Below are 24,099 nucleotides of genomic sequence, written 5' to 3' on the forward strand. Positions count from 1 at the left end.
GCATAATAACGACCTAAAAGTGCCTCTAGCCCGCCAGCTGGCTTAAAAACGCCAAGGCAACGACCGATAACAGGCCTAATTGGGCCACCAAGGATAATACCGAACCCATGCGAATAACCCCTAAACCAAAGGGGTGTTTTAGCTGTGGATACAACGCACAGCGCTTTAAGCTGATAGCAAAAAATATCGCCACCATGGAAAACATCGTCAACGCGATGGTGAGCTCGCTTTTATGCTCAATGCTCTCATCAAAAAAGAAAAACAGCTGCAGCGGTAGCAACATCACCACCAAAGCGTGCAATACATGCACCTTGGCAACACGCATGTACTGCCCCTGTGGTGAAAGCTCTTTAATTCCAAATTCACGCTCCATCAGGCGCACCAGCTCTTTTCGGTTGCGCTCTACGGCGTAACGATAACAACTGAGCCCAGCGTTATTTTTAGCGTGAAAGTTAGCCCCGGCGCGCAACAACAACTTCAAACATGCGCTGTTATCGGCTGCCACAGCATAGTGCAAAGCAGTATTGCCCTGCTCATCTTTAGCATCCATCGAGGCATCGCCGAGGATGGCTTCAAGCACCGCTACAAAGCCTTTCTCAGCGGCCAGCATCAGTGCGCTTTGTCCTTGCTCGTTATATTCGCTGCCTTTCGCACCTTGCTCAACAAAGCGCATAGCCAAGCTTTGTTTAGCATGCTCACTTTGTAAATGTGCCAATAGCGCTTGCTCGAGCAGATGCTGCAAATTATCGTCGGTCGATAGATGCTGCAATAAGGTGAAGAAGTCTTTACCTTGCACCAATTCGGCTTTGGCGGCATCGAGCACGGTGTCTTTATCCGCTGCGCACTGTGGTAAAAACGCTGAGAACTTAGCTCGAAAGTCTACTTCCTGCCAGACCAGCATAATGTCCGCACTGGAGAGCAGCGCGCCGCGAGCTAGCAACTGCTCCAACAGCGAAAAATAGCGCTGTTCAAATAACAATTGCGCCAATGACATCGGCGACTCTAGCGCCAATTGGGCATTTACATCGGCATATTGGCTCAAACGTTCAAGCAAAAACTCGCTTATTTGCTCGTTGGTGTATTCATTATTTAGAAAATACTCTCGTGCGGCATTAATATATTGATGGGCCTGCTCATCAAAGTCACTGATATGCTGGAAAGTACACTCGTCAAATGGGTCTCTTGGCGCCAACCATACCAAGTAATAAATAGGCGGTAACACCGTGGTGCTGACATTATCTTCGATTTTAGTACTACACGCCGGCCACGCCTCAAGGGCGTCTAAAATAAATGCGCCGTTTTGCTCAATAAGCCCCTTGAGTAATAACGGATAGTGTTCAGGCCAAATTAGTACCTTTTCCATTGCTTGGGAAAACTCCACTAAATGTTTGTTAATGTTGCATGGCAACGGTGGTGTCAGTTATAAAGGGCACAGCCTTACCCTTCACTTAATACATGAGCGAACAGTGCAATGCAAACTTGGCAAGTTATTCTAATTATCGTCGCCGTTTTTGGCTTCGTCGGGAGCAATATAGCGCTGCTCAAATACTCCGCCAAACTGGATATGAAACGCCTAAATCAAGACCCTGTTGAGAAAGCCAGACAGCGCCTGAAAGAAAAGCAGCGCAGTGCCCAAGATGAGCACTGCGACAAAGACTAAGCCACTAGCCAGTTTGCCATTAGCGTGATCACCGGTAAGGTGATCAGCGTTCGCAATATAAAAATAATAAATAGCTCAACTATATTTACCGGTATTTTACTACCCAATAGTAAGGCCCCCACCTCTGACATGTAAATCAGCTGCGTGACACTCATGGCGGCTATGATAAAACGCGTCACTTCACTGTCAATATTCGATGCCGCTAGAATCGACGGTATAAACATATCAGCAAAGCCAACAACGATGGTTTCCGATGCTTTGACGGCCTCGGGGATCCCTAATAACTCAAGGTAAGGAATAAAAGGCTTACCTAGCCACGTAAAGACTGGGGTGTATTCAGAAATGATCAAAGCAAACGTACCCACCGCCATCACCACAGGCAACACGGCAAAAACCATGTCTAATGCGTTGTGCACACCTTCTTGTACCGTGCCCTTAACCCCTTTAGCATGGCGCGCCTTGTGCAAGGCCATATCCAAAGACTGACGCCAAAGGTTTTTCTGCGCCGAGTGCGACTCATCATCTTGATTTTGAGTACTGCCGTCCACGTAGGTGTTCTTTTTCAAGCTCAGTGGTGGAATACGTGGGAGAATGAGCGCGCATACCACACCAGCGACACATACCGTCAGGTAAAACGGCGCAAATAAGTGTTCTAATCGTACCTGCCCAATCACCACAAAACAGAAGGTAATCGACACTGCTGAGAACGTAGTGCCAATAATAGCGGCCTCACGCTGGGTGTAATGCTTGTCCTCGTATTGGCGCGCAGTCATCAAAATACCGACACTGCCATCCCCTAACCAGGATGCCGCGCAGTTTACCGCGCTGCGCCCTGGCACGCCAAAGAGCGGCTGCATAATTTTCGTAAACAGCGTGCCCACCAATTCTAATAACCCAAAATTAAGTAACAATGGCAACAAAAAACCAGCCAAGATAAACACCGTGAGCAATAGCGGCAGCAGCTCATTCATAACAAATGCGCCGGTGTTCTCGGAATGAATCGCCACTGGACCTAATTCAAAATAGGTCATCACAATAAACACCATGCCCAAAAGGCGTACCACCAACCACACGGGCGTCACAACAAACAGATGCCGGATTAAAGTGTTATCAAACAACGACCGAGGTTGCGCGGTACTCATAAGTAAAGAGAGCAACCCGGTTCCACAGATAATTATTAGCAATAAGGTACTGGCTATTGGCGCTAACCACACACGCAGCATATCAGCCAATATCGCCACAGTGATTTTTATCTCCCCTTCCCAAGGAATGGGCACCATAAACAAAAATACCCCTATCAAGGAGGGGATAATAAAGGTCAGCAAAGTGCTGGCCATTGAACGGGGTTGGCTTGTTGTCATAATCGTTACTTGTTCATTGTTATTATTAGCCCATTTACTGGGCTCTATACATGAAAAAAGGAAAAGAGCACAACACTCTTTTCCTTCATGGCCTGCTTATCAGGCGTTATATTTGAATTCCTCGGGTTCGCAGCGCTTGCACCAACGCTTGTTGCAAATCGTTCATGGTGCCGGGTTGCAACACTTCACCCTCTTTATCCATCCAGGTAATGCTGGTGCCACCCTCGCGCGTAGTGCTCATCAAAATTTGATACTGCCCATCTTCAAGCGGTAGCTGCATGGCTTCCTCGCCCCAGATAGAGTCCCAAACGCTGGCTTCTGGCTTGGTGTAATCTGCAATGATTCGCCCTGAATCTACATCCACCTCGACAATGGTGAATTGCAGCCGCTCCAAGAAACCTGCAAAGCGTTCAAACACGACATTGTAAGCTTGCTCTGTGACCAGTGCCGCATTGCCTTTATTGTCAAAACCCATATCCAGAGAAATGATCCCTTGGCGCTGGCGCAGCTCTACTTTCAATTGACGATAGCGATAATCAAACTCCGAAATGACCGCGTTGAGCGCGCGGGTTTCAAGACGCTGTTGTAATAGTGGCGTCAGGGGTACATCGTCTGAGCGATAGTCCACCATTTCTGCGCGCAAAGCGGCAGTGCGCTGATGGTCTTTCTCCTCGATGATGAACTTGTAACGCTGCTCAGCGACTATCTCGTCATCCCATAACCACCCTTCTTCAACTCGCACGATTGAAAACCAATCGGTTTCCACGGTGCCGATTAACTTATCCGCACTTACTGCTCGCGTGTTGTAGTCAGATAAAACGCCCTCAATTGCGTGCCAAATAAATTCATCAAGATCTTCGATGCCTTCGTTTTTGTCAAAATATACACGGGCCAGCTTTTCGTTTTCATCCAGCCAACTGCCCTCAGCAAGCGGCATTATTTGCATTGGCGGCTTTGTTGCTTTTGCTTGTTCGCTATTATCGTAACGGGCAACATCCATTTTATAGGTTGGGTCTTGGCGCGGTGCATCAAGCCCTTCAGGGGCCACCACCGGTTCATTGGTACGGTAATTACGTGGATGATGTGCTTCGCTGGTAAAAATACCGCATCCGCTTAAACTGACTAAGGCACTTAACATCAATGCTTTAGGGATCCAATACTGCACGTTGTCTATCTCCTATGCTCACCTTTTTTTATTCTACGGACTTTGAGTCGGTGAGACGTAATTGGTTCAGTGTCAGGTTAAAACTTGGTGCACTTACAACTGATCCATTGACCATTGCAAGCGGTATTAAGCAGAGTATCGACACTCGCCACCGCTCATCTAAATCAGCGGTATGGCAAAAATTTTCACTATGGTACTTTTACATTGCTGTAAAAACAAGAAAGACGCCGTGCAAATACGAATAAACTCGGTCACGGCTAAAAGTTGCGCGTAACACCGCTGGTTGTGCTAAACTGCGCGGCCATTTAAAGGTTTTCGTTTTCTCTTAGCAAGGGTCGAACAACATGGCTGAATTAGCCAAACAACAACTAGTGATCACCGCTATAGGTGAAGATCAACCCGGTGTAGTCAGCGCACTAACGCAATTAGTCAGTGACTGTAACTGTAATATCACCGATAGCCGAATCGCTATTTTAGGCAATGAGCTTACTTTCATTATGTTGCTGTGCGGCGACATGGCGGCCATCAGCCGCGTAGAGCATACCCTGCCAGCCACGGGCATGGAGCTGGGCTTATTAACAATGATGAAGCGCACTTCAAGTCATAATGCAGAGCAATATGGTGGCGGTTACAACCTCGAATATCACGGCGTTGATACCCCAGGTACGCTGAGCCAAGTAACAGGCTATTTTGCCGAATACGGTATTAGCATCTGTTCATTAAAATCAGACACCTTCGATAAAGAAGAGCAGGCATACATGCGCTGCGAGCTTGAATTTAACGTACCGCAAGAATTAGATATAGACGCGTTTAAAGTATCATTTGAGGCGTTATCGCAACGCCTTGAAATTGATTACATTTTCAGACGAATAAGATAAGGAATCACTATGAATACCTTACAAGCAGGCGATAAAGCCCCTCTTTTCAACCTTCAAGACCAAGACGGCAACCCTGTCAGCTTAGAAGCACTCCTAAAAGAGCATCAGGTGTTAGTTTATTTTTACCCTAAAGCGCTTACTCCTGGGTGTACTGTGCAGGCCGAGCAATTGCGCGATCACAAAGCGGCTCTTAGCGAGCACAATACGGTTGCAGTCGGGATCAGCCCCGATCCGGTCAAAAAGCTGAAAAACTTTGAAACTAAAAAAGAGCTAAACTTCCAGTTGCTTAGCGATGAAGACCACAAAGTTGCCGAGGATTTCGGGGTGTGGGGCTTGAAAAAATTTATGGGCAAAGAATACGACGGCATCCATCGTATCAGCTTCCTTATTGGCCAAGATGGCAATATCAAACACGTATTCAACAAGTTTAAAACTAAAGAACACCACCAAGTGGTGCTCGATTATTTGCAAGAGCATAACGCGTAACGCAAAAAGCCCACGGTATGTGGGCTTTTTCATAACCTCAGTATGCTGCAGCACTCAGCTCGTGAGGGAAGTTAATTAATACCAATGTATTTATGGACTTGTACTGATAAACGCCAGTTTTTCTGAATGCAGGTATCAATTGCCAGCTTGGTAGCTTTCGCTTTTTGGCTAATGGGCTGTAGGTACACAAGCTTAGGTGTCACACCTGTTTGCGCAAATAGAGCCTCAAGCTCATCCACGTGTTTTTGCATCGCTACTGGGTGCTTAATTTCATCGGCGCGTTGCATGGCGCTGGCCAGCACATCGTACCCACCACGCATATTAATTTTCGGCGACACTGTCACCCAAGTTTGCGCCGGAGCCTTTATGGCAAAGGTACCGCTAGTTTCTATTTGCGTGGAATACCCATGTTCATGCAATAGCTCACACAGCGGGTTTAAATCAAATAAGCAAGGTTCGCCGCCGGTGATCACCACATGTTTGGCAAGATAACCGCGCTGTTGAAATAACGCCAGTACGTCTTCGGCGCTGGCATGGGCCCAATGTTGAGAATCTGCTTTTTTCTCCACTGTTTGTTCAAGGCTTACAACGTAGCTATCACTTGCATCCCATGTCTGTTTGGTATCACACCACGCGCACCCTACAGGACACCCTTGCAAACGCACAAAAATAGACGGTGTACCAGTGTAACTGGCTTCCCCTTGGATGGTTTCAAAAATCTCATTAATTTGGTACAAAAAACTTACCTACTGCTCATACTTTACATTAGCGTGTGACATTTACAGCCCCGTATTCGGGAATAATTGTGATCCACTCTCAAACCCTGTAGTATACCGCGCCCGAATGCAAACCTCTATGATAAAAGGCTAGAAGGCACCATGGCAGAAAAAGTTGTAGTTATTTATTCCGGCGGCATGGACTCATTCACTGTGCTTAATAAGGCACGCATGCAGGGGCACGAAGTGTATGCACTTTCCTTTAACTATGGTCAGCGCCATGTTAAAGAGCTTGAGGTTGCAAAAGCAGTCTGTGAGCGCCTTGGGGTGGATCATAAAATCGTTGATATTTCTGCCATAAATCAATTGATTGGTGGCTCGTCACTGACCGACGACATCGATGTTCCCGAAGGCCATTATGAAGAAGAAAGCATGAAAAGCACGATAGTGCCGAACCGCAATATGATTTTGTTGTCGCTCGCTGTCGGTTATGCTGTCTCACTTAAGGCCAATAAAGTCTATTACGGCGCTCACTCGGGCGACCATGCCATTTATCCAGATTGTCGTCCTGAATTTGTGAAGAAAATGGATGACGTATGCCGTATTGCTAATTATGACGAAGTCGAAATTGTCTGCCCCTACTTAGATAGCAGTAAGATAGATATTCTCCGTGACGGCTTGGCCATGGACTTGGACTACAGTCAAACATGGACCTGCTACAACGGCCGTGAACAAGCCTGTGGCAAATGCGGTGCTTGCCAGGAGCGCTTAGAAGCGTTTGCGGAAAATAACGCAACGGATCCTCTCCCCTACGAGTCTTAACCCTGCTTGTTGACCACTGATGATTGTAAAATTGTCAGTGGTCATACTGAATTTTCCCGTTATACTGAACAGTAGATCAAATTAATAGGGAATTATTTCATGTACATAGCGCTGATGTTGGTGGTAGCCGCCCTTGTTATTGTCGCCACGGTAATGGTAGTGGATGTTCGTAATAAACAAAAAGCGCTGAACGCACGTGCTGGTCGCGAAAATGAGCAGCTCACAACCATGAGCAAGGAGCTTTCCCAACTCAAAGAACGTGTACAAGTATTAGAAAAAGTTGTGACGGATAAGGGATTTAGCGTCGAACAAGAAATAAATAACCTTTAATGCACCCAGTTGTGTGCTATTTGTGGCTGCCGCTACCATGAGCGTCAAGCGTTTATACCTTTATATCTTTGCGAGCCTAGCGTATTTTTGCGTGGCTGGCTTTGGTATTCACCTACTCACTTCGGCATATTATGAAAAACAAAAAGCAGAGAGTGAGCAACACCTGCGCGAGCAAACCGCACTTGTCCGCAACAAAATAGAAACCACCATTTTCAAAGATGTATTCGCCGCTGAAAGCTTGGCAACCGTGGTCGCTCTAAACCCTGAGCTGGCCATTGCTAATTGGCATACCATCGCCGCTAAAACCCTAGAACAATCGCAATTGGTACGCAATTTAGGGCTTGCTCCCAATGATACTATCAGCCACGTATTCCCATTAGAAGGAAATCAGCGCGCCATTGGTTTTAACTTCAAATCCAGCCCTGAGCAATACGCCACCGTGGTTAAAGCGCGACGAAGTAAAAAGGTAGTCATTGCAGGCCCTTTAGAGCTAGTGCAAGGCGGCCAAGCGATCATCGCACGATTCCCTCTTTTTGATGACTACCCCGTCAACGCCCATTATTGGGGCACCCTCAGTGTGGTTATGGATTTAGCCACACTGTATAAACAGGTCGGTATCAAAGATACTGAGCACTTGCATATCGCTTTGCGTGGAGTGAATGCATCGGGTGCCGAGGGCAAAGTATTTTATGGCGATGCTAGCATCTTCAGTAATCCTGACAGCACCGCCAGCATCCAACTTCCTAATGGCCGCTGGCAACTTGCGGCCCGCTATAGCATCCCCAGCAACCACGATGACAATGCCCAACTACTCGGCGCCATCAGTATCGCTGCTGCCATTATACTGTATTTCTCTATCGCGATACTGGTGCGGGCATACCACCTCACTAAAACAATGTCTTTGCAGGATGAGCTAACCAAGCTGGCAAATCGGCGATATATCATGCAACGCCTTAATACCTTGGTCAATGACCCACAGCAAGAAAAGAAGTTTGCCATCATCAGTATTGATTTAAATGAGTTTAAACAAGTAAACGATAACTTTGGTCATGCGGTGGGGGATGCGCTGCTAGTTCATGTTGCCCGAGAACTAGAAACTGCACTACGCGACGCCGATGTGGTTGCCCGCCTTGGCGGTGACGAGTTTTTAGTGCTTTTATATCGTATAAATGATCCGGATACGGTCGCACAAATTGTCGAAAAAGTGCGCCGCCATATAGAAAGCACTCCCCTCGCCCATGGCGATTTGTTTATCTACCCTTCACTAAGCTGCGGTTACAGTTGCCATACCGACCAAACACTGGATATTGAAGCTCTGCTAAACGAAGCAGATCAACGTATGTACAGCGACAAAGCGCAGCAAAAATAATCAGTGGTTGATGAGCTCAGCCAAAGCGGCATCCATTTTCGCTATAAAATCATATTTAAAAGGGTAGTTGCCGCGTTCGTCCCGCGCATAGCCGATATGGGCTGAGCGTGTCATTAACACATGCTGCACAGTCAAATTCTGCGCCTTTATAGCAAGTTCAGGGTGTCGCTGCACTATGAGTTCTAATTCATACTCGCTTGAACGGCGGTCATTCACGTAGCACTCAATTCGTTGCTTTAGTAGCTTAAACAAGTTTGAGCGTGTATTGGCATTGCGCCATACTCGCACATCGCCGCGCTGCTGGGCTGCACGCACTGCATGGTCGAAAATTAAGTACCCAGCGTTGACACCAATATTAACCGCTGGGCCCGTTTTGCCAGCTAATGCTGATGGTAAATCAGTATCGTTGTGGCACAGTGCGACCACTGTTTCTTGCTCAAGTGGCAGAGAATACGTATCGATAAAGGGACGCTTTTCAAGGTGTTTATAGGGCGGTAATATCGCAAACGCAGCGCCTTGCTCAAGTTGCTGCAGCGCCCGTTTCCAAGGCATTGGCTTTAATACCACCTCATAGTCAGTAAGGGATTTAGCAGCGCTTTGCACCAATACAACGTAATCGCCTTGCAAAGTGCCTTGGCGAACATAAGTGTAAGGCGGATAGCTTTGATCAACCAGTATTTCAACGCGTTGCGGCTGCGCAAAAACCGGCGCCACGCAGCACATAACAGCGCAGCCGAGAAGTGAAAAACACGCTTTTAAAATCAACGTGTGCCAACCGCTTTTGCAGGAATAATATCCTTAGTTTATAGTCTCCAACGAACTAATATGCAAGGAGCCGATGGCCACTAGCTATGAATAAGCTGCTGCTGTAGTTCGTGCACTTGGTCGCGTACTTTGGCCGCTTTTTCAAACTCCAAATCACGAGCAAATTCGTGCATTTGTGCTTCTAGGCGACTAATTTCTTTAGCTATTTCACTGGCATCCATTGTTGTGCCAGCCTTTTTCGATGCCGGTTTAAGGCGTGCCTGCGCCGCTTTGTTTTGTACCTCTTCGCCGGTATCCATGACATCGGTAATACGTTTTTTCAGCGCTTGCGGGGTGATCCCATGGGCTTCGTTATGAGCTATTTGTTTTTCTCTACGGCGGTTGGTTTCATCCATGGCTTGACGCATTGAACGAGTGATCACATCACCATATAAAATAGCACGGCCGTTAATATGACGGGCTGCACGGCCAATGGTCTGAATAAGCGAGCGCGCTGAACGTAAAAAGCCCTCTTTATCGGCATCCAAAATAGCGACCAATGACACTTCCGGCATGTCTAACCCCTCTCGCAGCAGGTTGATGCCAACGAGCACGTCAAATACCCCTGCCCGCAAATCGCGAATGATCTCCATGCGCTCTACGGTATCAATATCAGAGTGTAAATAGCGCACCTTCACATCATGATCGCTAAGATAATCAGTGAGGTCTTCCGCCATTCGTTTAGTTAGGGTGGTCACTAAAACCCGCTCGTTCACTTCGACACGTTTATATATTTCAGAGAGCAAATCGTCCACCTGGGTGGCCACGGGACGCACTTCTATTTGCGGGTCGACCAAGCCAGTAGGACGGATCACCTGTTCAGCAACTTCGCCTGCGGACTTGTCTAGCTCATAATCCCCTGGGGTGGCAGATACATAGATAGTCTGGGGCATAATGGCCTCAAACTCTTCAAACTTAAGCGGCCGGTTGTCCATTGCCGAGGGCAATCTAAAGCCATACTCGACAAGGTTTTCTTTGCGCGAGCGGTCGCCACGATACATAGCCCCCACTTGTGACACGGTAACGTGAGACTCATCGATGATCATCAAAGCATCATCCGGGAGATAGTCCAGTAAGGTTGGCGGTGGCTCGCCTGGCGCCCGACCCGACAAGTAACGGCTGTAGTTTTCAATGCCACTGCAATAGCCAAGCTCTTGCATCATTTCAATATCGTACTGGGTGCGTTGCGCAATTCGCTGCTCTTCAATCAGCCGGTTGTCATCAAGCAAGCGTTGGCGGCGGCTTTTCAATTCGGTTTTGATATTCTCAATAGCCGCTAATATTTTCTCACGGGGTGTAACATAGTGTGTTTTTGGGTAGATGGTGGCGCGCACAAGGTTTTTTTCCACATGGCCGGTGAGCGGATCAAATAAGCTTAAGCGCTCTATTTCATCATCAAACATCTCGACGCGTACGGCAATATCATCGGACTCAGCGGGGAAAATATCAATCACCTCGCCCCGCACGCGATAGGTGCCCCGGCTGAAATCCATATCATTACGGGTGTATTGCAACTCAGCTAAACGCCGCAGCATATCACGTTGGTCTATGGTATCTCCGACTTTCAATAGCAGCATCATTTTCATGTAGGAATCAGGATCGCCAAGACCGTAAATGGCGGAAACGGAAGCCACAATCACCACATCGCGCCGCTCTAATAAGGCTTTGGTGGCCGACAACCGCATTTGCTCAATATGCTCATTAATGGAGGCGTCTTTTTCGATAAAGGTGTCGCTTGCAACTACATAGGCTTCTGGCTGGTAGTAGTCGTAGTATGAGACGAAATATTCCACAGCATTATTGGGAAAGAACTCTTTCATTTCGCCATACAACTGCGCCGCCAGCGTTTTATTGTGCGCCATGATAATAGTCGGGCGATTAAGCTCTGCCATAATATTAGCCATGGTAAAGGTCTTGCCGGTTCCTGTCGCGCCGAGCAAAGTTTGGTGAGCCAGTCCCGCTTCTAACCCTTCGACCAACTGGGCAATGGCACTAGGTTGGTCGCCACTTGGCGAGTAACCTGATACCAATTCGAACATATCTTTCACTAACAAGACTCCTTATTGTTGGCTGTGGCGTTTAAGCTCGTGTGTGAACCATAAGTACGCAACGACGGCTGTAAACAGATTACCCATTGCCGCGCCAATAAATAAACCGGTTAAGTCGGCGATTAAACTGCCAACATAGGCAATCGGCACATAAAAGACAAACAACCGAATTACGCTCAAAACGAGTGCATTCATTGGCCTGTGCAAGGCATTGAACGAGGAGTTAGTTAAAATAATAACGCCTTGTAGGCCATACGATAGCGGCAAAATGTAAATAAATAAGCTGATCAGCTCCCGTACTTGGCTCTCACTAGCAAAAGCAAGCGCTATCCAATGACCCACAGCTAACAGTAATAAGTAGATGAGCAATTGCCAAATAAGGACAAACTGCAAGGTCTTTTGGTATGCCTCAAGCACCCGCTCTATTTTCCCGGCTCCAAAGTTTTGGCTGATAAACGGCGGTAGTGTCATTGACAACGCCAACACCACCAACGACGCTATCGACTCTATCCGGCTGCCGACACCGAACGCAGCCACCGCTGGTGCACCAAAGGTAGCGACGATAGCAGTCATAACGGCCATCGCTAGAGGCGTTAGCATATTCGCACCCGCCGCAGGAAAGCCTATTTTTAAAATCTTCCGTGTTGCCCCATAAAAACTCTGACTGCGGCACTGACTGCTCAGTAGTTTACGACGCACAATGAGAATATGCAGCACCAAAATAACGCCAACAACCCAAGAAATTGCACTGGCAATGGCCGCGCCTTGGACACCTAGTGCCGGAATTGGGCCCCAGCCGAAAATCAACACAGGATCAAGTATGGCATTGATAAGTCCAGAGCCGCCCATGATCAGGCTAGGCGTCTTAGTATCGCCATTCGCGCGCAAAATAGCATTGCCAATCATGGGCGTGACTAATAGCACACTGGCTAGAAACCAAATATGCATATATTGGTCGATGATGGGTAGCAACTGTGCTTGGGCCCCTAGAAGCTTAAACAACGGTTCGCTAAAGAGATAACCTGCTACCGATAGCAAGAGCACAAGTATCGCTGAAACAATGAGCGCAACCGTGCCATCAAAGCGAGCTTGAGCATGCTCACCCGCTCCCAATGCTTTAGCTATCACCGCTGAGGTCCCAATCCCTAGACCAATAGCGAGGCTAATAACAGTGAATGTCACAGGGAAGGTAAAGCTAATTGCCGCTAAAGGTTGTGTACCTAGCATACTAATAAAAAATGTATCAACTAGGTTAAACATCATTAGAAAGATCATGCCAAAAATCATCGGCACAGTCATTTTCGTTAAAGTCGGTACAATGGCAGCATGAAGAAGCTGAGAGGGTTGCGCATGATCAGAAGAATGAGTTTCGGCTGTAGCCATATCGACGCTTATTGCTGCTAATTCCAAATCCCCATTCTAAAGCATCAAAGCATCCCTCGCTACGCCTAAATGGTGCATAAAAAATGATCTTTTTCTAAATTTGGCTGACTTGTTTGTGCAAAAGCATGTAAAAAACAAATTATTTACAGCATGTATACATTTTGGGGATGAAATGACTTTTTTTTACACAGTAAGATGAATACATCGTCAATTCAGATTATAACAAACGCTCTTTAAGTAACGCTAAAGAATATAAGAGTAAACCATTGATTTTAAATAAAAATATTTTTTATCCTTTTCCTCTTGCATTCTTACTCGCTCTCTGTCGATACCGATAGCTACTGCCCTTGCCCTATTCATAAACAGACTTATCCACAGATTTCGTGGATAAGTTACGCCACCCCTTTAATTATAAGGGGTTAAGCTAATTTGCTCGTTTTTTACTGAGTTTACGTTCATCTTCGGGTTGTTTGCGCTATGAGTCATGAAAGTATAAGTTACTGACAGATGTAGCCGCGTCGCCAAATTGATAAACACCACGGGGTAAATTGATAAATCACGTCGTTATCATTCAAGGCCGCGCGGGGTAAATTGATAAATCTGACACAAAAAAAAAGCAGCTAAGCTGCTTTTTACTTGATACTAGTCTTAGCCAGCTTAAGAAGTGCAGAGATTGGCTCAGACAGATCCTCGCCTGTTTCATACTGCCTATCAATGAGCTCCTCAGCCCCTCTAATGAGCTCAATGAACTCACCGCTAGGGTTACTTGTAAATCCGCTTAACTGCGTTGTACGGCTCACTAGCTTACGATTTCGGACCATTTCAACGAGTTCCTTAGGTACTCCCTCTTTCCTAAGCAAAGTACACAACTCATTTAATGAGTCCTCCGTCATTTTTTGCAGATGTCTCTCAGGTACTCTTATCCTGTACTGGAGATCAGACACCCGAAAAGAAAAGAACACTAGAGCAGCAATAACCCCAAGCAAGCAAAGTACAATGAAAAAATCCATACATTTCCACCCTGAAACGAACGATACAAGACCAACACTATGGCCAAAAATAAAAGATTGGCATTAATGACTAAACTATAAATATCCCATAAAAGCCATGAATTCTCAGAGCTTACGTTTGGGAGCGCAGAACCGTTTAAAGCATGCATGTTTCTGTCTATAAACATTAGGCAGTTCATAAATGCATTAATGGCCATTGTCGCTAACACCACACTGACAGCTTTGGAAAAAAGCTCTCCTCTAAGCCAGTGAAAAAAGATCACAAATAATGCCTGCAGGATGGACAGAAGCGCCCAAACCAAATACCAGAAATAGACTTGGTTATCAGAACCTAAAACTGATAAAACATTCGCATGTAAGACATCCCCACAAGCTAAGCCGACTGCCATTACACCTGCACAAATCAGTACAGAGGTATCTCTAGGTTTACTAAAGTAAGCCCCAAAAGAAGCTACAACAAAAGCCAAAAGCTCAGCTTTGTTAAGCCAATAAGCAGTTGCTAAGTCGAGAGTAAACCACGACATTAGTTCTCTTTTTTCTTACCATCTGGATGACCACCACCACCATTCTGGAGAGACACCTGATCATCAAGTAGCTTTGAAAAATTCTGTGTCACATCTTCTTTAATGGGTTGCGGTTGGCTTTTTAAGTTTTCAATTTTAGCTAGCTCAATCTGAGCATTCGTATTATTAATTTTCATATAAACTCCTTTTAAACTGTGACTTGAAACTACATTAATGTTTTCATAATCGCAACAACTCTAGACTAACACGCTATTACACTTCGACTTCAAAATATTGTAGGTCTGGTGCTGGGCCGATTATCCTGCCATCTTCTAAGTATGCTTTACCACTTGCCACCGATGATCCAATTGCTGTGGTCTCGCTGCTGTCAGTGTGGCGCACAGTTGTGGTGTCATTAGCATGAACTTGTACTACTTCAACAACTGTACGTTGCTTATTGGCGAGTACAGACGTTAGCCTACTTAATGGGTTAGACATTCTTCAATAGCTCCGCTGATTGCTTTATAGAGAGTGCGCCGTTTTGGGCAATGATCACATCGATGCTGATTGCATTGCATGTTGCTTTATAAAGGTACTGCTCATACTGAATACCAATTAATTGTCCAGGCCTTAAAGGAGGAAGCCAAGCCGCAATGCGTGTCTTGATAGAGCTTTGGGCCTTGGTTCCACTGTTGGCCAACTCTGCACTACCGCGCTGACGCAAGGCCTGCACATCGGTCATCAGGGGCTCTGTTACATCAGGGGCGTATCTATCACCCAAGGTCTCACGACGCTTTACCCGCCCGCTCACACCATCTTGCTCGCCACGCACATGGATGGCGTTATATTCTGGAGCCACCACTTTATTGGTATTGTGCTCTAAGATGACAGCCTCATTTAGAATGACATCACACGTTGCGTCTGCGGTATCCCAAGGCATCACGGGCCACAGCGGCACCACACTGACTGTTTTGGTTGCATCATCACATAAAAGCATGCCGCCAATGCTGCGCGCGACATGGTTGAGTGCCTCGGCTGGTGTTTTGTTTAACACGTTAAATACACGCTCCGGCACAGGAAAGTCGATCATTTTATTGTCGAGTGTCCAACCATCACTGAGTAAGCCGCTCATGATCCCCGCAATGGTTTTGGTCGTCGCGTTTGAGTAGTTCCTTGGCGCTTGATATGGCGTTGCCAGCTCTGCAATACGGCTGCGCCCTGTGGCTGTGTAGTTGTAGTTATTGAACTTCAATTGGCTGCTATCAACTTCGACAACGACATAGAACTCATAGCCATTGACTTGAATGCGCAGCAGCTCACCGATCGCACGCTCAAAGTCTATTTTGGTCATAAAGCGCATATTGGCCGTTGCTGCAAACTGGCCACGACTGTGTTGGTATTTGAATGATGACAAAATGATGGGCAGTTCGTCGCTTACACGCACACAACTAAAGGTAGGCTGCATTAGGTAACTCCTTGCAAGGGGTGCTGTAATAGGCACCTTTAAATCGTTTGTTGGTACATCGTCCCAGCCTCGCTGGTCGCCACCAGGCAAGCCCCAGTAGCACACTTTGTGTGGCTCATCGAAACGCATCGAGATTGCGCCCGTATGCGTCTGGCTTTGCTCATCAAAGCGCAGCTTAACAGCCCCTGCGAATGGGTGCGCTACCCAGTAACAAATCCACTGCCACGGATACGGCCCCCAGTGCATCAGCACTGATTGGCCAACTTCATGAGGGCTTAGCCACCACTCCATCGTTGCATCGATGCCGGTGAGTGGGCCTGCTTTCCAACGCCATGTAAAGTCTGTGCCGGAGAGTGGTGATTTGGTTCGCCAGCGCATGTGCCATGCTGTTTGCTCGCTCGGTAGTAGTGAAGCGTAGCGCCAGGTAAAGTCTGTGCCGGTGAGCGGGTGTGAACTTGAAAACGCTAATTGATAATATTTGCCAATGGGCTCTCCATTGAGCCATGCGCATTGTATTTGTTGGCCCACAGCCTCGGTAGTCTGCCAAGCGTGTGTGAAGTCGCGCTGCTCGGCCGAGCTTGTCCACCGCTGCGTTGTTGCAGACTCAATCGCCAGACCATTGCGCCACGGCACATGCCACTCTTGGCCTGTTTCAACAAGTACCGGCTCAGGCGGGTCAACCGGCCCACCATCATCGCCGAAGCGCATAATAAGGGGGCTAGTTTTAACCTCATAGCCGGCAGAAAAACGCAGTTTAACGAACATTTAAGCACCTTGTTCGGGAAACGGATCGGCTGGGTTAAAAGTGGCCAAGTCCACAGTGGTTGCTTGGACTAAGTCGAAAATCTTGCCGCTGTATTGCGCATCGTCATCGAGCATGACCACCATCAATACAGGGTCAACCGTGTAGCTCAACGGCACGAAGCGGTCAACAATGCCGGTGCCAGTGCCGCAATGAAATAAAAGCCCGCCTGTGTTTCTGTCTAAGAACATTAGCCGCTCAGCTTCTTGTTGTGCATCAACGCGGACAAACCCCACTTGAATCACATTTTCAGGGATGGCGTTCTTGATTGAAACAACGTGCATTTACCATTGCTCCATGTTGATCCAAAGTCCGCTATTGCGGTTACTATTCCCCGCTGGCACTTGCATGTACTGCTGGTTATCAATCGCTTTGGTGAAAGGTTGATACCCTACATTCCTGTATCCCACTTGGCCTGATACAAAAAAGCCAGGGAGCAGCGCGCGGCAATATGGCGATACGACGTTATTCATCGTGGGGGCGTTGCTATAGGAACCCTCGGCTACCACATACAGAGGACAAAGAGTTGTGATTTCTGGCTCCGCTGAATAGAGTGAAGAATCACCATTGCCACAATAAATTCCGAAGATACTGCTGGTAGTCATTAACACTGTCGTTTCACCGCCATCTGCAGGGTATAGCTTCATTAAAACCCCTGGGGATGCATCAACCAATTTGTAATTTAAGGTGCCGCTCCAGCGCGTCTGCAGGTTATCTCTTTCACCCGTGAAGGCCGTGAAGCGGCCCGGATCATTCGGGATTAATGAATGGAGGTCGCCTGCGAAGAATGAGGGGGAATAAGTGGTTTGCTGATAGTTTTGGTTTGCTCTATAAGGCGTAAAAGCATACATATAAAATGCTGTTGCCGTGCCTATAATCACCCAGTTCTTAGCGGTATAGTCTGGATTGGTTGAACCTGCGTCTATCGCAAAATAGAAGCCTGGGCGCGAAAAGCTGCCTCGACTGGCAAAGTCCAAAGCGCTCTGTATCTTTAATGGATCACTTGGCGCATTGCTTGGAGCATCAAGCATCAACGTGCCGCCTGTTCCGCCGCTCGCTGTATCATTTTGAAAGGCGATAAAAAGCGGTGCTGTTGATTCCTCGGCTATTGTCCACCCCAAAGGCTGCTTAGTGCCATAGCCCTCGACCAGGCACTTTTTGAATATCTCAATATACTCGCTTGGGCGGCCATCAACGACTTGCGGTGCGCCCACGTCATCCCAACGGTAAACGGTTACTGGTTGCGTCATAGTGAGTCCCTATTGCCTCGTAGTGATAGAGTTGATTTATCGTATTCGATTGAGCTGTGCCCTGGGTTCACCGCGCGACTGACCATGATGGGCGGTGCTGCAGAAAGCGTTTCAAATAAGAATGCCTCACCAGGTAACAACCCAGCCCCGAATGCTTCTTTGCGAATGATGAAGTACGGCGCTTGCACAAAGGGGTTCATCACAATGCAATCATTGAGAATGTCGCCCGAGTAAACCACACCTAAGTGCTCACCGATTACGCGATAAGCGGTTTCGCTGTCAAATACCACCGCCCAGCGCTGATTGATGGCGCCAAGGTTGGTGGTTTCAATTGGATACTGCGTGGTATTGAGTGAGGCACTGCCAGGCGGTGAGCTCGCCCCAAAATCGTTTTGCCATGCGGCAATGGTGCGCTCATCCTTCGGAAGCGCCTGTAAATCACCGAGGACATAGGCACTGGAAATGCGTGAACCAGGCGGGTATGTGCGCGTAAGCGGCGTTAAAAAGCGCAACTCTTTATCATTGATATGGTCGACTGTCACAAGCTCAGATTGCACACTGGTTATTGTGAATGGGCCAGTAAATGAACTAATACCCGCATTGATTGTGACAAGGCCCGAAGTCTTGTCATAGCTAAAGTTCGCATCATCGGGTGTGTAAAGCCGCTGCCAGTCTTTATCGTAGAGCTCAACGTGTGCCGCCTCTGTGAGCACTTGCACGGTGTCACCTGGGGCGAGTGACGGGCGCTCAACTGCGTCATGGTGCTGAATACGCACGATATTGTTCACATGAAAAATTGATACGCGCCCGTTATTCGGGAGGCTGTTCGGGTCAATGTGCAGCCAGTCAGCGTTGATCACATGCTCTTCTAGCCAATCAATGTCGTACTCGAGGTGCGTGATATCGACACCAGAGGCCGCTGATAAGCTCACATCGCCATTGGCGTTGATGGTGCCGTTGATGTTCGCGTGTGTGATTTCCCCCGTGTCTGTAGCGCTGACGCTAAACTGAGAGCCGTTTGCGAGTGTGCACCGCAAGTAAAACGAGTTCATCACAAACGACTCTGTGCCCACGTTAAATGAAAACTCGCGCCGATAGCCCTGGTTCGTTGCGTTGCGCATAAAAATCACTGCGCCCAAATCATCCGCTTGTGTCCCAACAGTGTCGACATTGGCCGCTGGCGAGAGCTCGCCGGTTTCATAGTTACCCTGGGCAAACGGCGCACCATCACTATCGTAAAACACGCCAAAGCCATTATCAGTGTATACCGTTGTATCTCCGGCTTTTTTAATGCGCCAGGTTCCAGGCACAATCGCCTCATCAGCACTGAGTGTCATTGTGTTATCAAGCGCGTATTGATGATAGCGATAGTCATCGCTTGAGTAGTAATAGAAGTAAAACGAATTACCCGCGCCCAGAGCTACTTGTAGCGTTGCACTCGCGACGCCATCGTTGACTGAAAGCTGCTCCGCATCCTGACTGCTGTCTATCGGCTCCAACCGCTTCATGCCGCCAAAGCGGCCGTAATATTCAGCGCGATAATACGGTTTTAGCGTGAATAGATCGGGCACTTCAAAACTAAAGAATGCAATATCATTCGTTGTCGGCGCTTCAAAGATGATCTGACGTAAGAACTCGGTGCCGTTGGTGCTCGCACTGTGCCGATACACTATGTTTTTAATCTTCGGCACCACGCGCTGCGTTACTGGCAAAAGCGGGGTCTGCGTTTTTTCAACTAAAGCCGATTGGGCGGAAGCCTCAGCTGTGGTCAGCGCAACACCGTGATAGCGTGTATCAGGGGCCGCCAGCAGCTGGCGCATTTCGGCCATTTCGGTGGTGTCATTGAGTGCCGGTGCTTCTATCACAAGCGTACTGACCAGCTCATCATCTGGCTCATCTGATACAAAGATGTGTGCATCTTGAAAGCGCGCTTGGTCAGCGGTGGCAACGGCGGGGTAAAGCTTCACTAAGTCGAAAGAGCCGCGCGCATGGTCAACATCGGAAATCGAGCTAAATATATCGTTAAGCTTGCCGTTCACGACTTCCTCAGGGGTGCGATGGCCACCGGCGAAAGGCGCATTGCCTAGCAATTCAGGTTTGAATATTTTAAGTGCGTTACGCATTTAAACCTCGTTTAAACAGTAATAAAGTGCAGTGTCACGTTGGCGAACCAATCAGGATCTGCATCAGAGTAAAAAAAGTCGGGATCAGTCTGAATGACCACTGCATTGGGGTTGTGATAGAACTTGACGGTGTAACTCACGCCATTAATAACCAGTGGAAAAGCGCCCAATGTCGTGCGCGCCAGCTCCATAAGCGGCATGATGCGCCCTGCAGGCTCAGCGGTTTGACTTGATAAGGTGATGGGTCTACCGACGTCTATTGGTGTCGATTCAATATGAAACGCGCCATTGAGCCCACGTTCTTCTTGCTGAGCGACACCCGAAAAGCCAAAACGGTTTGTCCACACGAAGTTATCAAGCTGATAATTTAAAAACTCAATCATAGGGTTGCCTTTAATTTCTCTAGTTCTTCAACCAAGATTTCAGCTGCATGCTGGCGCATGAATGCCTCGACATTGACGCCTCCTGGCAACGCCAGCTCAATACGCTGCATCGCGTTACCATCGCCCCCAAGTGTTTTTGTGAGCGCTTTAAGAGAGCGCACCAGTTCATTGATTTGTGTGTCACTAAATGACTGTGATTCAGACGTACTGGAGCGTGTTTGTGGGCGTGATGGCGTCGTTGGTTGTGACTGCTGAGTCTGGCTTTGTTGCGCTGCGCGTGCATCACGCTCTGCCTGACGGGCTGCTTTCAGTGCATCCCGTCGTGCCCGTATCATGGCGTTGAGCTCTGATTTCTGAGCGCGACCAACGTAAGTAAGCTGTTGATTAAGGCGTTTGTATACCTCATTCAGCGCATTGTTTGAGCTGGCCTCGTTGATGTTGCGCACGAAGCGATCATATTCAGCTCGCACCATACGCTCATGGTTTTGTTTCTCTTTTTGGGCTCTTAGGTCAAAGGTGCTTACAGAGCGGCTGGCACCCGAGACATTCGGTGTTGCGTAAGAACTTGCGCCACCGGCGCTGCCACTGCTGCTCCCGTAGGAGCTATAAGCTGAGCTTGCTCTGCTGGCACTTTGTGCTACCTGGTCCAGTGCTCGGCGCTGCTCTGCCAGGCTTCGCGCATTTTCGGTATTGGCCCTGGACTGCTCACGCGTCGCCCGGGTGTTACGCTCTGTTGATTTCGTCGCTTCATCCTGGGCATGTTTATAATCCCCCAATAAGCCGTCCACCGTGCGCAGCATCTCGCCGAGGCGCTCTTTCTGATATGTGTACTCTTCTGCAGTGATTCTGCTGTGCTCATACCGCGCGTTCAGCTTAAGCACTTCGCTATTGAGTCGTTCCTTCTCTTTTTTTAACTCGCCGAGGGTCGATATCTCCAAGGCCTGAACATGATTCAAATCCTCCGTGAGGTGAGTTAGCCGCTCCTGTTGCTCGCCCAGCGCTTCAGTTGCTTTTTTCTTGTCTTCTGCAGAGGCGGTGGCGCTATCAATTACGCGCTGGTTCGTGGCCATCGCTTCATTCGTGGCAGCAATTTCACGCTGGTAGCGCTTAACTGCTTCACTGTTGGTGTCGACGACAGGCTTTAACTTATTCGCCTGAGCAATCAGCTTTTGTAACTCGGTGGTCAGCCCCAGTGCGGCGGCAGCTGCTTGGACGCTTGCGGGGACAGTTTGGTCTGTGGCACTGGCAGCGGCCACGGCTGCGTCAGCCCAGGCTAAGAAGGCATCGCGTTGCAAAGCGACGGGCTCATTGGATTGCTGGATAAGCTCAAAGGCACCTTGTGCGCGCTCTGCTGCCTCTGTGAGCGCTTGACCCGCCGTCATCCCAAGCTCTTTGTAAGCGGCCCCCACATCATTGGCCAGATACGCTTGGCGCTTTAGGCTTTCATTGTGCTCGGTAAATTTAGCCTCTAGCGCATCGAGCACAGCGAGCTGCGATTGATACTGCGCACCAGCTCCTTGGACGGCCGTGCGAGCTGATTGAATACTTTGAATGAAGCCATCCACACCATCACGCACACCGTCTAAGTTTTGCGCTTGTTGTTCCAGTGTTTGAATGACGTTTAGCGCTTGCGGCAGGGACAGAGCCAGCATCTCTTGGCGTTGGCGTTCCGCCTCGGCAGCTTCGCTAGCTGATGCAGCCAGCTTGGCTTGATGGTCGGCCATGTTGAGGTATGCGCCGGTGGCTTCATCCATGATGATAAGGCCACGCTCCAGAGCTTCCTCTAGCTGCTCTTGGTTGGTGATATTGAGTCGTGTTTGGTCGCTGATGTATTTAAATTCATCGGCCAGAATACGGGCCTGGATAGCAGCATCGCGTTGGCTTTGAGCCAGCTTGGCCTCGATGTTGAGTAAGTTGCCATACTCGCCACCTAAATCAATGAGCTCGCTAATGAGGACGGTGTACAGTCCCGCGCGACCAATGCCTGCCGCCATTTTATTAAACTTGCCTGCAGCCACTGTGGCCGCTTCGGTGGCGGCTGTTGTGGTAACAATCGCCGCACGATACTGAGCAAACGCGGTCATTGCTGCTGTCGCGCCCTGGATAACATTACTGAAATAGCTGCCCACTTTCAGTGCGAGCCACACTTTGGCCACTGTGGCTATTTCTTCACGGTACTCATACAGCGTTTCGCCGGTGGCTTTGATGGCCTCGCCAGTGGTTACGATGGTATCACTGATACTTTGCGCCCATTCCTGTAAGCGCCCATCAGCGGCCATTTCTGCAAACTGCTCATTAATGTCGGTGAGTTGGCCTTTGAGCCAGTCCATCGCCCCTGACTGAGCGATGAGGTTATAAAACTGCTCCACGTTGTCGCGAGCGTTGGATACTTGGCCACTGAACAACGCCATTTGTGCGGCAGCGCTGCCCGTGCTCGCTTGCCCCATCTCGTCAATTAGCGCAGCAATTGTCTCGCGGCCTAATTTGCCCGCGCTAGATAGCTTTTCTAGTTCTTTAGAATTCTTGCCTGTTACCTCTGCGAGCATATCCCAGACAGGGACACCGCGCTCAACCAGCTGCAGAATTTCCTCACCTTGCAACTTCTGCTTAGCCCAGGCTTGGCCAAGGGCCAGTGAAATTCCTTCCACTTCTTCGAATGAGCCGCCAAGTTTTAGGGCACTATCGGTGATGGCCTGCAATGTGCCATCCATTGGATCTAACCCGAAGGCTTTGAGGCGTACAAACGCTTTACTGACTTCACCCAGTTGCAGCGGGGTGTTCTTGGTGAACTCTTTTACCCATTCGGTGGCGGTTTCCCCGCCCTCGATGCTGCCCATAAGGGCCGACATCTGGACACCCAACTTTTCGAACTTATCACCGGTGCGAAATACATCACCTACAGCCTGGGCTACACGGTCTAAGCCAACATACGCCGTCGCTAATGCTGCAACTTGGCCCGCAACATTGCCGAGGCTAGCAGCATGCGCTTGTTGTGCAGCACTGCCTTCGCGCAAGTCACGTGTTAAATCATCAACAGCGCGGCCAGTGCGATCACATTGAGCAGCAAGTCGCTGTTTTTCACGCTGCAGCTCTTTAGTGTTTACCCCTGACTTACTAAGTTGCTTTTGCAAGCTGAGGTGTTTATCAGCATGACTCACCAGTTCCAGGCGTAGTTGCGCCAGATCTTTCTCTGCTGCATCCAAAGAACGGCCCAAGTCAACAAAGGGCTTGTCGGTGTCTTTGGCGTCGCGCTGTAATTTCTCAAGCGCTGTGGCAGCGGCATACACCGCAACTTCTTGCTCTTCGAGTTCGCGCTTGGATTGCTCAAAAGAGCGGATCAAATCTGATTGGTCGCCGAGTTGGTCAAGCTCATTAGCTAGTTTGGCTGCAGCGGGGTTTGCTTCGTCAGCGCTATTGGCAATGCCTCGCAACTCACCAATTAATTCAGTGAGGTTTTGTTTTCCCGTTGCCTCAGCAACAACACGAAGGGCTAGCTCTAACGTTTTATTTGCCATGTTTAAACTCGGTTTAAAAAGAGGAA

General features: G+C 48.4%; 22 protein-coding genes. 6 read left to right on the top strand and 16 right to left on the bottom strand.

Translation table 11 applies throughout. The annotated features are described in order from the left end of the window. Window positions 1-25: 25 nt before the first annotated feature. Window positions 26-1,363 (bottom strand): ankyrin repeat domain-containing protein, encoded by a 1,338-nt coding sequence (locus tag MHM95_RS05970; protein ID WP_045978994.1) that lies wholly within the window; start codon window positions 1,361-1,363, stop codon window positions 26-28. A 108-nt stretch (window positions 1,364-1,471) separates the two neighbouring features. On the opposite strand from MHM95_RS05970, the gene MHM95_RS05975 reads away from it, so the two are divergent. Next, the gene (locus tag MHM95_RS05975; protein ID WP_022944486.1) at window positions 1,472-1,660 is read left to right on the top strand and encodes a DUF2897 family protein; all 189 of its coding nucleotides are present in this window, start codon (window positions 1,472-1,474) and stop codon (window positions 1,658-1,660) included. Here MHM95_RS05975 and MHM95_RS05980 read toward each other — a convergent pair. Both MHM95_RS05980 and bamC read right to left on the bottom strand, forming a co-directional pair. Further along, on the bottom strand, window positions 1,657-3,021 hold the full coding sequence (locus tag MHM95_RS05980) for a YjiH family protein (protein ID WP_239384677.1): 1,365 nt from the start codon (window positions 3,019-3,021) through the stop codon (window positions 1,657-1,659). The two genes, MHM95_RS05975 and MHM95_RS05980, sit on opposite strands and share 4 nt — an antisense overlap. Window positions 3,022-3,127: 106 nt before the next feature. Then, window positions 3,128-4,186 (bottom strand): outer membrane protein assembly factor BamC, encoded by a 1,059-nt coding sequence (gene bamC, locus MHM95_RS05985; protein WP_022944488.1) that lies wholly within the window; start codon window positions 4,184-4,186, stop codon window positions 3,128-3,130. A 344-nt stretch (window positions 4,187-4,530) separates the two neighbouring features. Between bamC and MHM95_RS05990 the strand changes: the two genes are divergently transcribed. Together MHM95_RS05990 and bcp are read left to right on the top strand one after the other, a co-directional pair. Then, window positions 4,531-5,064, top strand: coding sequence for an ACT domain-containing protein (locus tag MHM95_RS05990; RefSeq protein ID WP_045978992.1), 534 nt, complete (start codon window positions 4,531-4,533; stop codon window positions 5,062-5,064). Between the two features lie 9 nt (window positions 5,065-5,073). Beyond that, window positions 5,074-5,550: a thioredoxin-dependent thiol peroxidase gene (bcp, locus tag MHM95_RS05995; RefSeq protein ID WP_022944490.1), complete on the top strand. Its 477-nt coding sequence runs from the start codon at window positions 5,074-5,076 to the stop codon at window positions 5,548-5,550. A 71-nt stretch (window positions 5,551-5,621) separates the two neighbouring features. On the opposite strand, the gene queE is transcribed toward bcp, so the two are convergent. Beyond that, window positions 5,622-6,287 carry a 7-carboxy-7-deazaguanine synthase QueE gene (gene queE / locus MHM95_RS06000; protein WP_239384679.1) on the bottom strand — a complete coding sequence of 222 codons (666 nt, stop codon included), beginning with the start codon at window positions 6,285-6,287 and terminating at the stop codon, window positions 5,622-5,624. A 93-nt stretch (window positions 6,288-6,380) separates the two neighbouring features. Between queE and queC the strand changes: the two genes are divergently transcribed. From queC to MHM95_RS06015, 3 genes are all read left to right on the top strand, one after another. Further along, window positions 6,381-7,088, top strand: coding sequence for a 7-cyano-7-deazaguanine synthase QueC (queC, locus tag MHM95_RS06005; protein WP_268743718.1), 708 nt, complete (start codon window positions 6,381-6,383; stop codon window positions 7,086-7,088). 99 nt (window positions 7,089-7,187) lie between these two features. Continuing rightward, on the top strand, window positions 7,188-7,418 hold the full coding sequence (locus MHM95_RS06010; RefSeq protein WP_239384681.1) for a hypothetical protein: 231 nt from the start codon (window positions 7,188-7,190) through the stop codon (window positions 7,416-7,418). A 37-nt stretch (window positions 7,419-7,455) separates the two neighbouring features. After that, window positions 7,456-8,787, top strand: coding sequence for a diguanylate cyclase (locus tag MHM95_RS06015; RefSeq protein WP_239384683.1), 1,332 nt, complete (start codon window positions 7,456-7,458; stop codon window positions 8,785-8,787). On the opposite strand, the gene MHM95_RS06020 is transcribed toward MHM95_RS06015, so the two are convergent. From MHM95_RS06020 to MHM95_RS06075, 12 genes are all read right to left on the bottom strand, one after another. Then, on the bottom strand, window positions 8,788-9,501 hold the full coding sequence (locus MHM95_RS06020) for a transporter substrate-binding domain-containing protein (protein WP_239384684.1): 714 nt from the start codon (window positions 9,499-9,501) through the stop codon (window positions 8,788-8,790). 131 nt (window positions 9,502-9,632) lie between these two features. Next, on the bottom strand, window positions 9,633-11,639 hold the full coding sequence (gene uvrB, locus MHM95_RS06025; RefSeq protein ID WP_022944495.1) for an excinuclease ABC subunit UvrB: 2,007 nt from the start codon (window positions 11,637-11,639) through the stop codon (window positions 9,633-9,635). A 12-nt stretch (window positions 11,640-11,651) separates the two neighbouring features. Continuing rightward, window positions 11,652-13,022, bottom strand: coding sequence for an MATE family efflux transporter (locus tag MHM95_RS06030; RefSeq protein ID WP_239384685.1), 1,371 nt, complete (start codon window positions 13,020-13,022; stop codon window positions 11,652-11,654). A 961-nt stretch (window positions 13,023-13,983) separates the two neighbouring features. Continuing rightward, entirely contained in the window at window positions 13,984-14,556 is a 573-nt protein-coding gene (locus MHM95_RS06035; RefSeq protein ID WP_022944498.1) for a hypothetical protein, read from the bottom strand. Continuing rightward, window positions 14,556-14,732 carry a hypothetical protein gene (locus tag MHM95_RS06040; RefSeq protein WP_022944499.1) on the bottom strand — a complete coding sequence of 59 codons (177 nt, stop codon included), beginning with the start codon at window positions 14,730-14,732 and terminating at the stop codon, window positions 14,556-14,558. The genes MHM95_RS06035 and MHM95_RS06040 overlap by 1 nt, the downstream gene beginning before the upstream one ends. A 76-nt stretch (window positions 14,733-14,808) precedes the next feature. Beyond that, window positions 14,809-15,033 (bottom strand): hypothetical protein, encoded by a 225-nt coding sequence (locus tag MHM95_RS06045; protein WP_022944500.1) that lies wholly within the window; start codon window positions 15,031-15,033, stop codon window positions 14,809-14,811. Continuing rightward, entirely contained in the window at window positions 15,026-16,765 is a 1,740-nt protein-coding gene (locus MHM95_RS06050; RefSeq protein ID WP_239384687.1) for a hypothetical protein, read from the bottom strand. Before MHM95_RS06050 ends, MHM95_RS06045 begins: the two co-directional genes overlap by 8 nt. After that, window positions 16,766-17,086 carry a hypothetical protein gene (locus MHM95_RS06055; RefSeq protein WP_239384689.1) on the bottom strand — a complete coding sequence of 107 codons (321 nt, stop codon included), beginning with the start codon at window positions 17,084-17,086 and terminating at the stop codon, window positions 16,766-16,768. It lies immediately after the preceding gene. After that, entirely contained in the window at window positions 17,087-18,052 is a 966-nt protein-coding gene (locus tag MHM95_RS06060) for a hypothetical protein (RefSeq protein ID WP_239384691.1), read from the bottom strand. Continuing rightward, window positions 18,049-20,175, bottom strand: coding sequence for a hypothetical protein (locus MHM95_RS06065; RefSeq protein WP_239384692.1), 2,127 nt, complete (start codon window positions 20,173-20,175; stop codon window positions 18,049-18,051). Before MHM95_RS06065 ends, MHM95_RS06060 begins: the two co-directional genes overlap by 4 nt. A gap of 11 nt (window positions 20,176-20,186) precedes the next feature. Next, on the bottom strand, window positions 20,187-20,558 hold the full coding sequence (locus tag MHM95_RS06070) for a hypothetical protein (RefSeq protein ID WP_239384694.1): 372 nt from the start codon (window positions 20,556-20,558) through the stop codon (window positions 20,187-20,189). Beyond that, window positions 20,555-24,073 carry a tape measure protein gene (locus tag MHM95_RS06075; protein ID WP_239384695.1) on the bottom strand — a complete coding sequence of 1,173 codons (3,519 nt, stop codon included), beginning with the start codon at window positions 24,071-24,073 and terminating at the stop codon, window positions 20,555-20,557. The genes MHM95_RS06070 and MHM95_RS06075 overlap by 4 nt, the downstream gene beginning before the upstream one ends. Window positions 24,074-24,099: the final 26 nt, after the last annotated feature.

Source organism: Pseudoalteromonas sp. CnMc7-15 (assembly GCF_022347925.1).
GTDB classification, from domain to species: domain Bacteria; phylum Pseudomonadota; class Gammaproteobacteria; order Enterobacterales; family Alteromonadaceae; genus Pseudoalteromonas; species Pseudoalteromonas ruthenica.